The sequence below is a fragment of the Nocardioides sp. T5 genome, from assembly GCF_048161455.1.
GTDB lineage: Bacteria > Actinomycetota > Actinomycetes > Propionibacteriales > Nocardioidaceae > Nocardioides.
On record NZ_CP182415.1, the window covers coordinates 914,204 to 928,653 of the forward strand.

The 14,450-nt window shown below is 72.7% G+C and carries 13 protein-coding genes; 7 read left to right on the forward strand and 6 right to left on the reverse strand.

Going from position 1 to position 14,450, the window contains the following annotated elements; translation table 11 throughout:
* Positions 1–61 precede the first annotated feature (61 nt).
* Both ACNKF0_RS04405 and ACNKF0_RS04410 read right to left on the reverse strand, forming a co-directional pair.
* Complete coding sequence (locus ACNKF0_RS04405) at positions 62–1,648, reverse strand: hypothetical protein (RefSeq protein WP_416956076.1); 1,587 nt, start codon at positions 1,646–1,648, stop codon at positions 62–64.
* Positions 1,648–2,094 carry a hypothetical protein gene (locus ACNKF0_RS04410; protein ID WP_416956078.1) on the reverse strand — a complete coding sequence of 149 codons (447 nt, stop codon included), beginning with the start codon at positions 2,092–2,094 and terminating at the stop codon, positions 1,648–1,650. Before ACNKF0_RS04410 ends, ACNKF0_RS04405 begins: the two co-directional genes overlap by 1 nt.
* Before the next feature lie 118 nt (positions 2,095–2,212).
* On the opposite strand from ACNKF0_RS04410, the gene ACNKF0_RS04415 reads away from it, so the two are divergent.
* Positions 2,213–2,872 (forward strand): hypothetical protein, encoded by a 660-nt coding sequence (locus tag ACNKF0_RS04415; protein ID WP_416956080.1) that lies wholly within the window; start codon positions 2,213–2,215, stop codon positions 2,870–2,872.
* A 6-nt stretch (positions 2,873–2,878) separates the two neighbouring features.
* Here ACNKF0_RS04415 and ACNKF0_RS04420 read toward each other — a convergent pair whose 3' ends face one another.
* Positions 2,879–4,117: a hypothetical protein gene (locus tag ACNKF0_RS04420; protein WP_416956082.1), complete on the reverse strand. Its 1,239-nt coding sequence runs from the start codon at positions 4,115–4,117 to the stop codon at positions 2,879–2,881.
* The gene (locus ACNKF0_RS04425) at positions 4,114–4,671 is read right to left on the reverse strand and encodes a SigE family RNA polymerase sigma factor (RefSeq protein WP_416956084.1); all 558 of its coding nucleotides are present in this window, start codon (positions 4,669–4,671) and stop codon (positions 4,114–4,116) included. Before ACNKF0_RS04425 ends, ACNKF0_RS04420 begins: the two co-directional genes overlap by 4 nt.
* 135 nt (positions 4,672–4,806) lie before the next feature.
* Between ACNKF0_RS04425 and ACNKF0_RS04430 the strand changes: the two genes are divergently transcribed.
* Positions 4,807–5,925: an S-(hydroxymethyl)mycothiol dehydrogenase gene (locus ACNKF0_RS04430; protein WP_416956086.1), complete on the forward strand. Its 1,119-nt coding sequence runs from the start codon at positions 4,807–4,809 to the stop codon at positions 5,923–5,925.
* On the forward strand, positions 5,922–6,548 hold the full coding sequence (locus ACNKF0_RS04435; RefSeq protein ID WP_416956088.1) for an MBL fold metallo-hydrolase: 627 nt from the start codon (positions 5,922–5,924) through the stop codon (positions 6,546–6,548). The genes ACNKF0_RS04430 and ACNKF0_RS04435 overlap by 4 nt, the downstream gene beginning before the upstream one ends.
* Positions 6,549–6,613: 65 nt before the next feature.
* Here the strand turns inward: ACNKF0_RS04435 and ACNKF0_RS04440 are convergent, their stop codons facing one another.
* The gene (locus tag ACNKF0_RS04440) at positions 6,614–8,008 is read right to left on the reverse strand and encodes a uracil-xanthine permease family protein (RefSeq protein WP_416956090.1); all 1,395 of its coding nucleotides are present in this window, start codon (positions 8,006–8,008) and stop codon (positions 6,614–6,616) included.
* A 249-nt stretch (positions 8,009–8,257) separates the two neighbouring features.
* On the opposite strand from ACNKF0_RS04440, the gene ACNKF0_RS04445 reads away from it, so the two are divergent.
* A complete protein-coding gene (locus ACNKF0_RS04445) occupies positions 8,258–10,042 on the forward strand; it encodes a glycoside hydrolase family 3 N-terminal domain-containing protein (RefSeq protein ID WP_416956092.1) in 1,785 nt (594 codons plus the stop codon).
* 13 nt (positions 10,043–10,055) lie between these two features.
* Here ACNKF0_RS04445 and ACNKF0_RS04450 read toward each other — a convergent pair whose 3' ends face one another.
* Entirely contained in the window at positions 10,056–11,246 is a 1,191-nt protein-coding gene (locus ACNKF0_RS04450) for a THUMP-like domain-containing protein (protein WP_416956094.1), read from the reverse strand.
* 189 nt (positions 11,247–11,435) lie between these two features.
* Here ACNKF0_RS04450 and groES point away from each other — a divergent pair, with 189 nt between their 5' ends.
* The 3 genes from groES to ACNKF0_RS04465 all read left to right on the forward strand — a co-directional run bounded on the left by groES (position 11,436) and on the right by ACNKF0_RS04465 (position 14,450).
* Positions 11,436–11,729, forward strand: a complete 294-nt coding sequence (gene groES, locus ACNKF0_RS04455; RefSeq protein WP_056605525.1) for a co-chaperone GroES — start codon at positions 11,436–11,438, stop codon at positions 11,727–11,729.
* 80 nt (positions 11,730–11,809) lie between these two features.
* On the forward strand, positions 11,810–13,432 hold the full coding sequence (gene groL, locus ACNKF0_RS04460) for a chaperonin GroEL (protein ID WP_299922535.1): 1,623 nt from the start codon (positions 11,810–11,812) through the stop codon (positions 13,430–13,432).
* A 148-nt stretch (positions 13,433–13,580) separates the two neighbouring features.
* Positions 13,581–14,450: a GNAT family N-acetyltransferase gene (locus ACNKF0_RS04465; RefSeq protein WP_416956097.1), complete on the forward strand. Its 870-nt coding sequence runs from the start codon at positions 13,581–13,583 to the stop codon at positions 14,448–14,450.

Sequence of the window (14,450 nt, forward strand, 5' to 3'; positions counted from 1 at the left end):
TGAGGAAGGCCCCCGCCCGAGAGCGGGGGCCTGCATCACGAACGCTCGAACGAGACGACGCTCAGTCGAGGACTCCGGGGGCGACGTCGTCGTCACCGAGCCAGTCCTGCTCGTAGACGAGGCTGTCGCGGTCGGTCGTCTGGTCACGCTCACCCTTGCGGCCGCCGCGACCCGAGGCCCCGCCGGCACCGCCGCGGGCACCGCTCGATCCGCGGCCGGAGCCCTGGGCCGCGCCGCGACCACCGGCCGAGCCGGCGCCACGGGCACCTGCTGCACCGGCACCGCGCGCACCTGCCGAGCCGGCGCCACGGGCACCTGCTGCACCGGCACCGCGGGCGGAGGCCGACCCCGCGCCGCGGGCAGAGGCGGGCGAGCCCGCCGACGCGCCACGCGCCGAGGCCGAGCCCGCGCCGCGGGCAGGCGCGGGCGAGCCCGCCGACGCGCCGCGCCCTGCGGCCGAGCCCGTCGAACCGGCGGGACGCGAGAGCGCACCCGCGCTGCCGCTGCGACCGGTCGCGCCGATCGGACGGGCAGGAGAGCCGCCGGTCGGGGCAGGAGCGGAGCCGGCACGGATGCCGCCCGCCATGCCGCTGGCACCGCCGGCGGCACCTGCGGCGCCCATCGCCGCAGCGTTCACGCCGCCGGCTGCGCCGCCCGTCGACACCGCACCGGGAGCCTGACCCGCGGAGGGGGTGTAGGTGACACCGCTCTGCGACGAGCCCGTCACCGTGCTGGTGGGGCCCTGGACCTCGGTCGGGTGTGTCGGGTGGGTGGGCGTGGTGATCGGGTGGCGCGGAGGCTGCGGGTCGATCGGGTCGGGCCTCTCCGGGTCGACCGGGTCGGGCCTCTCGGGCCTCTCGGGGTCCTGGTCCGGATCCCTGTCCAGGTCGAACTGCGGGTCCCTGTCCAGGTCGAACTGCGGGTCCCTGTCCAGGTCGAACTGCGGCTCCCTGCCCACCGTCGGATCCTTCGGAGGCGTCGAGACGGGGGTGCTGGGCGTGCCCGGGGTGGAAGGCGTCGTCGGCAGCGACGGGCCGGTCGGGCTGCTCGGCACGGACGGCGGCGGCTCGGTCGGGTCGGGCTGTCCGTGGATCGCCTGCATCGGCGGGATCGACCCGAGGAAGACGGCGTCGAGCTTCTGCGTCCACTGCGCGGCCGCGGCCTCCTGCTGCGCGCGGGCGGTGTTGTAGGCCGCCATCTCCTGGTTGGCTGCCTGCCGCTTGTTGGCCTCGGCCTGGATCTCCTGCGGCGTGGGCTGGACGCCCGGCATCGGGGTCGGCGCCGTGTAGGCCGGCGGCTGCTGGAGGTCGGCCATGCCCGCCTCGGCGGTCTTGGCGTTGCTCATCACGCGAGCCGTGTCCTTGAGGGCGTCGCCTCCGCCGACGAGACGGGTGCCCTTGTCCTCCATGCTCGTGGAGGACGCCTCGAAGGCCGCCAGCAGGGTGTCGGCCATCATCCCCGACAGCCCGCCGTCCTGGCCCTCGCCCTCACCGTCGCGGATCTGGGACGCTCCCTTGCGCAGCGCCGCGGCGGTCTCGGCGAGGAGGTAGCCGCACTGCCTCCAGTTGTCCCCGGCCATGTCGGTCGTCTCGTGCTGGGCGCCGGTGAGGTAGGTGCGCAGCCGTGCGCGCTCGACTCCGTCGGTCATCAGGCACCGTCCCCAGCGGCAGGGGGCTCGGTGTACTGGCCGTCACCCATGGTGGTGCTCGAGGACTGGTCGCGCGCCTGGTCGATGTGGTCGGTGACCTGGGCGAGCGCGGCCGCACGCATCGTCATCTCGGCGTTGGTGCTGCCGTCGACGTCACGGACCTCGTCGGCCCAGAGCTTGATGGCGTCGCTGTAGGTGCGCAGGGAGTCGGCGAGCTTCCGGAACTCGTCCACGGCCTCCTGGTGCGCCATCTGGGCGTTGACGCCCAGTCGGTGACCGGTGGTGGAGCCGCCGAAGTGACCGGTCCCGACCGGCATGACCTCCGTGCCGACGAGTCCGTCGGAGTTGCTGGTGAGCAGCGCGGTGATCCTCTGGATGAGGCTCTCGGGCGCGTTGATGCCCTTCATCACGTTGGTCACGAGTCCTACGTCGGCAGCGGTCAGCATGCGTCCCCCATTCCCGCCGTGCCCGGCGGTGAAACGTCGTTGTCGGAGGCATTTTCACAGACGCCCTCGCCCCCCGGCGAAAAGCGGGGGAACAGGTGCGGTCCGCTACCGTCTGGGCGTGCGACGACGACTCGGGGGTACGACGATGGGCGGACGCGGAACCGCGGCGGTGGCGGTCTCGATCATGACCGTGCTGGCGCTGGGCGCGTGCGGGAGCGACGGCGGGGGGACCGACCCGTCCGGGACCGAGACGTCGTCGACGTCCCCGAGCGACGACCCCACGGACACCCTGACCCCGAGCCCGACCCAGCCGCTGCTCGTCCCCGAGGCCGAGACGGTCGAGCCTGCGTCCGGGCCGCGGCTCGAGGTCGACGACATCCGGGTCAACGTGCCCAAGGGGTGGCAGCAGACCTTCGACTCCGTGGTCGTCGACACCGCTCTCGGGCGCGTGGACGGGAAGAGCGGGGGCGCGCTGCTCAGCGTGTCCCCGACGGGTGGCGACGTGCTGACGCCCAAGCAGGCCGAGAGGTACTTCTGGAAGCGCGGGCAGGAGCCGCCGAACTACGAGAAGCAGGACGACGTCCTGATGGGCGGGCTCACCTCCGGCTACTACACGGCGAGGGACAAGTTCTACGAGATGCACGCCGTCACGCTCTGGGAGGACAACCACGTCACGAAGGTCCAGCTGAACTTCGACCCCAAGGTGCCGGACGAGGTGCAGCAGGAGCTGCTCCAGTCGGTCGTCGCGAGCTACTCCAGCCCGCGGATGCGCTTGTGAGCCTCCTCAGCCCGAGGTGACGCCGGGGGCGGCGAGCTTGAGCGCGACCTGACCCGGACGGAGGTCGACCGCCTCGCCGCCGACCCGCTCGACCGTGCCGTCGAGCCCGAGGCGTACGACGTACTGCCGCCCGCCGGTCACCAGCGTGGCCACGACCGTGGTGGCGTCCTCCCACGCGACCTCGGGGTTGATGCCGACGACGTCGGTGCGGGAGCCGACCACCTCGAAGTCGACCACCCGTTCGCCGGTCGCGGCGTCGAGGACCGCCAGCGTGGGGGAGCCCTCTGGCGTCAGGTAGTCGGTGAAGCCGAGCAGGTGCCGGCCGTCCGGGCTGAAGCCCAGGAGCGAGTAGTCGCACGTCCGCCAGACCTCGGCGCCGTCTGCGCCGGCGTCGCGGACCTCCCAGCAGGAGCCGTCTCCGGTGAACTCCGTCTGGACGGAGAAGAGGCCGGTGACCTCGGACGACGAGCCCACTCCCAGGGCGGCGGAGAGCGGCGCGGTGCTGCCGTCGGGGGTGACGACGAGCGCCGACTCCTGACCTGTGTCGGGATCGGTCGTGGCCACGAGGATCGCCTCGCCGGGCAGGAAGCCGACGGGTCGGACCCGGGCGTCCGCGGGGCCGGGTGCGAGGGAGGTCGTTCGTTCCGCGCGGTCCCCGTCGCGGTCCCGGTCGACGAGCGTCCAGCGCACCCCGTCATGGTTCGCCCAGGCGATGCGGGAGCCGTCGGCCGACACGGCCATGGGGCTGGCCGGCGCGACCGCGTCGAGGACCCGGAAGTCGGGGTCGAGGACCTGCACGGAGCGCCCGCCGCCGTCGTCAGTGGGGGCGGTGCCGATCCAGCCCTCGACGTACGGCGTCAGCTGGTCGTAGCGCCGCGGCAGGTCGATGGTCTCGCCGCCGACGACCAGGCTCGGGTCGTCGACGTTGATGAGGGGCACGGCGAGGTCGGGACCCGTCGGTGCGCTGAGCGGGTCGATGCGCACCGTCCCGGTGATCCGGGGCGCCGGCGGCTGCGTCGCGGGCGGGACGTCGCTGCGAGGAGTGGGCCCGACCATGCTCGCGCCGACCGGGATCGCGATCGCGAGGACGACGGCGACGGCGGCTCCGGCGACGGCGGTGCGTCGGCGCTGGATGCGGCGGGCGCGGGTCCGGACGTCGGTGACGGTGAAGGGTGCGCGCTGCAGGGGTGCGGCGGTGCGGTGGAGCGCGTCGTGCACCTGGTCCTCGAGAGGAGTTCGGCTCATCGTGCATCGTCTCCGGGCTGGTGGGGGTGGAGGGACTGCGGCGCACGGGCCCGCAGCGCGGCCAGCGCGCGGCTGGCCTGGGACTTGACGGTGCCGACGGAGATCCCGAGCACGTCGGCGATCTCGGCCTCGCTCAGCTGCTCGTAGTAGCGCAGCACCACGACCGAGCGCTGCTTGGGCGGCAGGGTCTGGACGAACGACCACAGCTCGCCGCCCATCCCGTCGTCGTACGTGTCGAGCGCCCCGGTCTCGGGCATCGTGTCGGTCGCGTGCTCGCGCCGCTTCCACGCCCGCCGCCACAGCGAGTTGTTCTCGTTGACCATGATCCGGCGGACGTAGCCGTCGAGCGCCTCGCGGTCGCGGATCCGGTCCCAGGAGAGGTAGAGCTTGGCGAAGGCCGTCTGGAGCAGGTCCTCGGCTGCGGCGTGGTCGCCGGCCAGGAGGTACGCCGTCCGGTAGAGCGCCGGCTGGCGCGCCGACATGTACGCCGAGAAGTCGGCGTCCTTGGCGGATCCTGCACCCTGCGAACCCATGTCCACGAGTGTCGTGGTCACCCTGCACCTCCCCGTGGTCCTCGTGCCGTCGTGCGTGGCGTGTCGGGATGAGGACGCGACCGACCGGGAGGTGGTTGCATCTGTTTGGTCGACGTTGCAAGGCTCTCGTCGACCCGACCCACAGGAGGCACACACATGCAGCAGGTCCAGGCCGTCGTCGCGCTCGCGAAGGGCGAGCCGGTGCAGCTCACCACGATCAACGTCCCCGATCCCGGCCCGGGCGAGGCGGTGGTCAAGATCCAGGCCTGCGGGGTGTGCCACACCGACCTCCACTACCGCGAGGGCGGCATCAACGACGACTTCCCGTTCCTGCTCGGCCACGAGGCCGCGGGCGTGGTCGAGTCGGTCGGCCCCGACGTGACGTCGGTGGCTCCCGGCGACTTCGTGGTGCTGAACTGGCGCGCGGTGTGCGGCAACTGCCGGGCGTGCGACCGGGGTGAGCCGTGGTACTGCTTCGCGACCCACAACGCCACCCAGAAGATGACGCTCGCGGAGGGCGACCTGGCCGGCACCGAGCTGTCGCCGGCGCTGGGCATCGGCGCCTTCGCGGAGAAGACGCTGGTCGCCGCCGGCCAGTGCACGAAGGTCGACCCGTCGGCCCGGGCCGCGGCCGTGGGTCTCCTCGGCTGCGGCGTGATGGCCGGTCTGGGTGCGGCGATCAACACCGGCAATGTCGGGCGTGGCTCGACGGTCGCCGTGATCGGCTGCGGCGGCGTCGGTGCCGCCGCGATCGCCGGCGCCGCGCTGGCGGGAGCCTCGAAGATCATCGCCGTCGACATCGACGACCGGAAGCTCGAGCAGGCCCGCACGCTGGGTGCCACCCACACGGTGAACTCGAAGGAGGTCGACGCGGTCGAGGCGATCCGGTCGCTGACGCCGCCGCCGGACGGGACGGGTCACGAGGGTGGCGCGGACGTGGTGATCGACGCCGTCGGTCGCCCGGAGACGTGGAAGCAGGCGTTCTACGCGCGTGACCTGGCCGGGACCGTCGTCCTGGTGGGGGTGCCCACGCCGGAGATGAAGATGCCCGACATCCCGCTCATCGACGTGTTCGGTCGCGGTGGGTCGCTCAAGTCGAGCTGGTACGGCGACTGCCTGCCCTCGCGCGACTTCCCGATGCTGGTCGACCTCTACCAGCAGGGTCGGCTGGACCTCGACGCCTTCGTCACCGAGGAGATCGGCATCGGCGACGTCGAGGCCGCGTTCGAGAAGATGCACCACGGCGACGTGCTGCGATCGGTGGTCGTCCTGTGAGCGCGCGGGTCGACCACGCCGTCGTCTCGGGCACCTTCTCCCTGGACGGGGAGACCCACGAGGTCGACAACAACGTGTGGGTGATCGGCGACGACGAGCAGTGCCTGGTCGTCGACGCCCCCCACGACGTCGACGCGATCCTCCGACTCGTCGCGGGCCGGACGGTGAAGGCGATCGTGTGCACGCACGCGCACGACGACCACGTACGCGTGGCGCCCGAGCTGCGTCGTCGTACGGGTGCGCCGATCCTGCTGCACCCCGACGACCGGCCGCTGTGGGAGCTGACCCACGGTGGCGACGAGGAGGGCGCCGAGCTGTGGGACGTCGACCTGTCCGACGGCCAGACGCTCACCATCGGTGGTGCGGCCGTGACGGTCATCCACACCCCGGGCCACGCGCCGGGTGCGGTGTGCCTCTACGTCCACGACCTCGGCTGCGTCTTCACCGGTGACACGTTGTTCCAGGGTGGGCCGGGTGCGACGGGTCGCTCCTACTCCGACTCCGACGTGATCGTGGACTCCATCCGTCGTCGCCTGCTCGAGCTGCCCGACGAGACCGTCGTGCACACCGGGCACGGCCCCGACACCACCATCGGTGCCGAGCGCGAGGGCCTCTCGGTCTGAGCCGCCCTGAGCCGCCCGGCGCGTACGACGCCGGGCGGCTCAGCCGCTGCCTGCTGCCCGGGTGCCTACTGCCGGTCGGGCCGGCGCACGGTCTCGGGAAGGGCGGTGTCCACGTCGACGAACGCGGCCCCGACCTCGGGTGCCGGACGGGCGAGGTTGAGCACGACCGCGATGAGCGCGGCAGGCAGGATGCCCGAGATCATCAGCACCCGGAGCGACTCGGGCATGACCTCGGCCGCGGCGGGAACGGCCGCGAAGCCCTGGCCCACGCCGATGGACGCGGCGATCACGATCAGGTCGTGACGGTCCAGGCGGCACTCGGAGAGCAGCTGGATGCCGGCCCCGAGCAACATGCCGAACATGACGACCGCCGCCCCGCCCAGCACCGCGGCGGGCATCACGGTGATGACCGCGGCCAGCTTGGGCACGAGGCCCAGGGCGATGAGGAAACCGGCGCAGATGGAGACGACGTGGCGGCTCATCACGCCGGTGAGGGCCACCAGGCCCACGTTCTGCCCGAAGGTGGTGTTGGGGAGCGCGGAGAACAGGGCGGCGATGCTGGTGGCTGCCCCGTCGCCCATGACGCCACCGGCGAGCTCGCGGTCGGTCACCTCGCGTCCGGCGCCTGCCTTGGTGATGGCCGACAGGTCGCCGATCGTCTCGATCGAGACCGCGATCGCCATCGCGCCCATGGCGATGAAGGCCGCTGCCGGGAAGTCCATTCCGAACTCGAGCGGGGTCGGGAAGGCGAACCACGACGCGTCCGCCACGGGGGTGAAGTCGACCTTCCCGAGCGCGATCGCGACGAGGTAGCCGACCACCAGGCTGACCAGCACGGAGGCCGAGGCGATGATCCCGCGGCCGAAGCGGTAGGCGAGCAGCAGCACCACGAGGACGAGGCTGGCCAGGCCGAGGTTCTCCCAGGAGCCGAAGTCCTCCGCGCCGTTGCCGCCAGCGAAGAGGAGCATGCCGGTCGGCAGCAGGCCGATACCGATGACCAGCACCACGATGCCGCTGACCAGGGGAGGGAACAGGTTGCGCAGCCACCTCAGGCTGAAGCCCAGTGCGAACTTCACGAAGCCGGCGAAGAGCGCGCCGCCGAGCACCGCTGCGAGCCCGTAGTCCCGTGCCAGCGGGATCGACACCACGAGGAAGCCGAAGCTCGTGCCCTGCACCACCGGCAGCCGCGCGCCCACCGGACCGATGCCGATCGTCTGGATCAGCGTGGTGAGACCGGCGGCGAACAGCGCGACCTGGACGAGGAAGACGGTCTCCCCGGTCGTCGCCCCGATGGCGGTGGCCAGGATGATCGGGATGGTGACGTTGCTCGCCATCATCACCATCACGTGCTGGAGCGCGAGCAGTATCGCCTCCCCGACAGGAGGCATCTCGTCGATGTCGTACTTCACGTGGGCCGGCAGCGTCGACGGCTCGGTGCGGGGTGATCGGTCGGAGGTCATGGTGTTCCTCTCCCAAGGGGTTCCGCAGATCCTCACAAGAGCCCTCCGACCCGGGCCACGCAACAAGTTGACACGATCGGCCCCGCCAGGTGTGAAGGTCTGCCGACGCGGTCAGGGGTCGCCCGTGGGTCGCCTGTGGGTTGCACGTTGATCACTCGTGGATCGCCTGTGGGTCGCCCCGCGGATTCCGTGATCTCCCGGGGGCGTCTCCCCGACGAGCGGGCCGGGCGTCCGTGCCACCATGGCGTGGTGCCGCCCCGTCCGACCTCGCTGCTCGTGACCCTCGCGCTGGTGGCCTCGCTCGCGGCGTGCACGGGCAGCAGCGGTGACGACGATGGCGGCGATGCCCGGTCGGCCGAGAGCCCCGCGGCGACCAGCACGCCCACCGTCCCGCCGACGCCGTCGGAGGAGCTCGGGCTGGCGGAGGGCTGGGGGCCCGCCCGGGACGAGCTGGACCGGGCGGCGCGGATCGTCGGTCGGATGGCGCTGCCGGACCTCGCCGGACAGGTCATCGTCGCCGACTGGCAAGGCACCCGGGCCCCGGTGCGGATGGTCCGCGACCTGCACCTCGGCGGGGTCATCGCCTTCAGCGCCAACGTCGCCTCGGCCGACCAGGTCAGGGCCGTCAACCGGACCCTCACCCGTCAGGTGCCCCGGAAGTGGCCGCTCTTCCTCGGCGTCGACCAGGAGGGCGGCGTGGTCGAGCGGTTGCGGGGAGCGGCGACCCGCTTCCCCACCTTCATGAGCACCGGCGCCGCGAACGACCCCGGCCTGACGCAGGCGACGTACGCCGCTGGGGCGGGCGAGCTGCGCGGGCTCGGCTTCACGGTCGACTTCGCGCCCGACGCCGACGTCACCTCGGGCCCCGGCGACCCGACGATCGGCTCGCGGTCAGCCTCGTCGCGGCCCGGCGTCGTCGCCGAGCACGTCGTCGCCGCGGCCACCGGCTTCATCCAGGCCGGCGTGCTGCCCGTGATCAAGCACTTCCCGGGACACGGGTCCGTGCCGGCCGACAGCCACCTGACCCTGCCCGTGCAGACCAGGACGAGGGCGGAGCTCGAGGCGTCCGACCTCGTCCCGTTCGCCCGCGGTGTCGAGGCGGGGCTCCCGGCGGTGATGGTCGGACACCTCGACGTCCGCGCCATCGACCCCCGGGTGCCGTCGTCGCTGTCGCGCAAGGTCGTCACGGGCCTGCTGCGCGATGAGCTCGGTTTCGAGGGACTCGTGGTGACCGACTCGCTCGAGATGGCGGCGGTCACCCGCGGCCGCGACCCCGGGCGGACGGCGGTGCAGGCCCTGCGCGCCGGTTCGGACGTCCTGCTCATGCCCCCGTCGCCCGCCGTCGCACGGGCGGCGCTGGTCCGCGCCGTGCGCCGCGGCGACCTGCCCCGACGGCGCCTCGAGCAGGCGGCCGCGCGGCAGATCGCGCTGCTGACCCACCTCTCCGGTCCAGGGAAGGCCCGCGGTTCGGCGCCGGCCGCCTCGCGACGGCTGTCCGCCGCCGCCGTGACCGTCACCGACGGAGCGTGCTCGGGACGGCTGGTCGGCGACGTCGTGCACGCCTACGGCGACCCGGGCGCGGTGGGGACCTTCACCCCTGCGGCCCAGGCGGCCGGGATCACGGTGCTGGCGCGCCGCGCAGCACCGGCGACCCTCACCGACGCGAAGCCGCGACCCGAGAGGCGGAAGAAGGAGCGCAAGCGCGCCTACGAGAGCCGCGTGCGCGCCTGGGAGAGGTCCGAGGCCCGCCGCGAACGGCGTCTCGACGCGTGGAACGCCGGCGAGGAGGCCAGGCTCGCCGCGGGCACGCAGGTCGGTTTCACCGGGTTCAAGGACGCGCCGGTCGACGGTCAGGTCGCCGTGGCCACCGACAGCCCGTGGGTGCTGGGCCGGGTGGCCGCTCCGACCCGGATCGCCACCTTCGGGGACACCCCCGCCGCGATGCAGGTGCTGGTCGAGGTGCTGACCGGACAGGCCGCAGCGCCGGGTCGGCTGCCCGTGACCGTGGCGGGCGTCGCACGCCCCGGCTGCTGACGAGAGGCGCCGGTCAGAACGGCTGGACGAGCAGGGCCGTCCCCTGCCCCGACACCCGGGTGAGCACCAGTGTCGCCTCGTTGTCCCCCCGCAGCGACAGCCGCTTGCGCAGCTCCTCGGGGACGACCTGCACCCCGCGCTTCTTGATCGTCAGGCGACCGATCCCGCGCTCGTGGAGGGCCGCACGGAGCTGCTTCTCGCGGTAGGGCAGGTGCTCGACGACGCGGTATCCCCGCGCGAACGGCGTACGGAACGAGGCGTCGCTGGTGACGTAGGCGATGTGGGGGTCGACCAGGCCGCCACCCACGCCGGCGGCGACCGCGGTCACCAGGCCGGCGCGGATCACGGCGCCGTCGGGCTCGTAGAGGTAGGCCCCGACCTCGCGGACCTCGGTCCCCGCCTCCCCGTCGGCGGGGGAGTCCTCGTCGGTGAGGGTGGCGAGACCGTGCTCGCCGATCACGGTGGCGCGGCGGTCGGTGGTCGCAAGGTCGGGGGACCAGAGCACCGCCTCCTTGACGTCACCGCCGTCGCTGACCCACTCCGCCTCGACGCCGACCGGGACCAGGTCGTGACCGATGCCGGGCGCGACCTTGACCAGCGACCGGCGGGCCAGCAGGTCCAGCACCCACGGCCACGGCGGCGTCCAGCCCTCCACGTCGAAGACCCGCCCCCGACCACCCCGACGTGCCGGGTCGGCGAAGGCGGCGTCGAACGCGCGCGGGTCGACGGTCGTCGCGTCACCCACCTGCGCGGCGCCGGGGAGCCCCAGCACCTCGAGGTTCGCGCGTGCCATCGCCGCGCGGACGGGATCGAGGTCGACCCCGCCTGCGACGAGCCCGGCCCGGGCGAAGGCGACGAGGTCGCCGCCGATCCCACAGCCGAGGTCGATGACGCTGCCGCCGGGGATCGCGGCGGCGAGCCGGGCGGCCCGGTGGTCAGCGACCCGCGCCCGCGTCGCCTGCTCGAGCGCGTCGGGGGTGAAGAACATCAGGTGGGCGGCCTCGCCGAACTTCACCACGGCCTTCGCCCGCAGCTGGGCCTGCGTGGTGGCGGCCGCGGCCTTCTCCGCGTCGGGCTCGACCCGGCGTACGTCGCCCGCGACCCGCACCGGGTCGCCCGGGTGGTCCGCCCAAGCCCGGTCGGCGGCCGCGAGCAGGCGGGCGCCCTCGGCCGTGCGCAGCCAGTCCAGCGTCTCGATCTCCACGCCGCCATCCTGTCAGCGGCGGCTCCCGCTAGCACTCGATCGGGCAGAGTGCTAGCGTCTGCTCTGGCACTCTCACCCCGAGAGCGCCAGCGCTCGTGAGCCTGGCACGACCCCCGCGACGGCGTGCCGCCGGATCACGAGCCCACGTCCTGAAGATCTCTCGTACGAGAAAGTGGAGGTTGATCCGAAGTGTCGGTCAACATCAAGCCCCTCGAGGACCGCATCGTCGTCCAGACGCTCGAAGCCGAGCAGACCACCGCCTCCGGCCTGGTCATCCCGGACACCGCCAAGGAGAAGCCCCAGGAGGGCGAGGTCGTGGCGATCGGTCCCGGTCGCATCGACGACAACGGCAACCGCGTCCCGCTCGACGTCGCCGTGGGCGACAAGGTCATCTACAGCAAGTACGGCGGCACCGAGGTCAAGTACGCCGGCCAGGAGTACCTCATCCTGTCTGCCCGCGACATCCTCGCCGTCGTCTCCTGACGCACCTGGCATCCCGGCTGGCCTCGCGCCAGCCGGGATCCGTGCCGTTCGGCCCCGAACACCCCTAGAGGAGCACAGCAATGCCCAAGATCCTGGAGTTCGACGAGAACGCCCGCCGCGCGCTCGAGCGCGGCGTCGACGCCCTCGCCAACGCCGTCAAGGTGACGCTCGGCCCCAAGGGCCGCTACGTCGTCCTCGACAAGAAGTGGGGCGCCCCCACCATCACCAACGACGGAGTGACCGTCGCTCGCGAGATCGAGCTCGACGACCCGTTCGAGAACCTCGGTGCCCAGCTCACCAAGGAGGTGGCCACCAAGACCAACGACATCGCTGGTGACGGCACCACCACCGCCACCGTCCTGGCGCAGGCCATGGTCCACGAGGGCCTGCGCGCCGTCGCGGCCGGTGCCAACCCGATGGGTCTCAAGCGCGGCATGGACGCGGCGGCCGAGGCCGTCGGCGACGCCCTGCGCGAGGCGGCCCGCGAGGTCGAGTCCCGCGAGGACATGGCGTCCGTCGCGACGATCTCGAGCCGCGACAGCCACATCGGCGACCTGCTCGCCGAGGCCTTCGACAAGGTCGGCAAGGACGGCGTGATCACGGTCGAGGAGTCCAACACCATGGGCACCGAGCTCGAGTTCACCGAGGGCATGCAGTTCGACAAGGGCTACATCTCGGCCTACTTCGTCAGCGACCCGGAGTCGATGGAGGCCGTCCTCGACGACCCCTACATCCTTCTCCACCAGGGCAAGATCTCCTCGATCCAGGAGCTCCTCCCGGTCCTGGAGAAGGTCATCGCGACCGGCAAGCCGCTCTTCATCCTCGCTGAGGACGTCGACGGCGAGGCGCTCTCGACGCTCGTGGTCAACAAGATCCGTGGCACCTTCAACGTCGCCGCCGTCAAGGCCCCGGCCTTCGGTGACCGCCGCAAGGCGATGATGCAGGACATCGCGACCCTGACCGGTGGTCAGGTCGTCGCCCCCGAGGTCGGCCTCAAGCTCGACCAGGTGGGCCTCGAGGTCCTGGGCCAGGCGCGCCGCGTGGTCATCACCAAGGACCACACCACGATCGTGGACGGCGCCGGCGACAGCACGGCTGTCGATGGCCGCGTCAACCAGATCAAGGCCGAGATCGAGAACACCGACTCCGACTGGGACCGCGAGAAGCTCCAGGAGCGCCTCGCCAAGCTCGCCGGCGGTGTCTGCGTGATCAAGGTCGGCGCCGCCACCGAGGTGGAGCTCAAGGAGAAGAAGCACCGCATCGAGGACGCCGTCTCCGCGACGCGTGCCGCGATCGAGGAGGGCATCGTCCCCGGCGGTGGCTCCGCGCTCATCCACGCCGTGTCGGTGCTCGAGGACAACCTCGGCCTGACCGGTGACGAGGCCGCCGGTGTCCGCGTGGTCCGCAAGGCCGCCGACGAGCCGCTGCGCTGGATCGCCGAGAACGGCGGCGTCAACGGCTACGTCGTGACCTCCAAGGTCCGCGAGCTCGGCGTCGGCAACGGCTACAACGCCGCCACCGAGGAGTACGGCGACCTGGTCGCCCAGGGCGTCCTCGACCCGGTCAAGGTCACCCGCTCGGCGCTCGTCAACGCGACGTCCATCGCCGCGATGCTGCTCACGACGGAGACGCTCGTCGTGGACAAGCCCGAGGAGGAGGAGCCGGCGGCCGCCGCCGGCCACGGTCACGGCCACGGCCACTGACCGGCCGCTCCACCAGGTCCGTACGGCCCGCTCCGCGCTCCGCCACTTCGGCGGGGGCGGGGCGGGCCGTCGCCATGTGACGCGCGCGTCACACCTCGCACCACCGTTCGAAACATCGCCCGGGCACCATCGGCACATGTTGTGGAGAGTGCGGACGACCCTGGACGACCGTCCCGGTGCCCTGGCCGAGCTGACCACCGCCTGCGGGGCGGCTGGCGTGAACATCCTGGGCCTCCAGGTCTTCCCCGGCGTGGACCGCGTGACGGACGAGCTCGTGCTCCGTACGCCGGGCGACTGGGGGCTCGCCGACCTCGCCGACCTCGTCGAGCGGTCGGGCGCCACCCGCGTGAGCGTGCTCCCGTGCACCGAGGCCGCTCTGGCCGACCAACCGACCCGCTACGTCCTGGCGGCGCGGAGCATCCTCGCCGAGCCGGCCACCTTCCCCGACGTCGTGGCGCAGCTCTTCGACGCCGAGGCCGACCGGGACGCCGCGGGGCTCTCGCCGTTGATGGACGGCATGGACCTCGAGATCGGCGACGTCGTGGTCCAGCTGCGGCGCACGGCGCCGTTCACGGCCGCGGAGCACGCCCGCGGCAGGGCGCTCGCCGAGCTCGTGGCGGACGTGCTCGCTGCCGCGGCGGCGACCCCGGCGCCCGGCCCGCAGGACCTGTCGGCCGACCAGGAGCCGGTCCTCGAGGTGCACGAGGGCGAGGTGCGCGCCGTCGTCGCGGGCGTCGTCGTCGGCCAGGCCACCTGGGTGGTCGACGACGAGGGCGCCTGGCACGTCGACCTGGGGGTCGACCCGGCCTGGCGGCGCCGCAGGATCGGGTCGCGGCTGCTCCTGGAGACCGCGCGGGCGGCGCGGACCTCCGAGGCCGACGAGATCGTCGTACGGACCGCGGCGGACAATCCGGCCGTGCTGCCTCTCGTCCTCGGCACGGGCCTGCGCGGACGGATCCGGATGGGCAGCGACGACCTCACCGTGCGGATCCCGGTGCGGAGGCTCGCACGAGCCTAG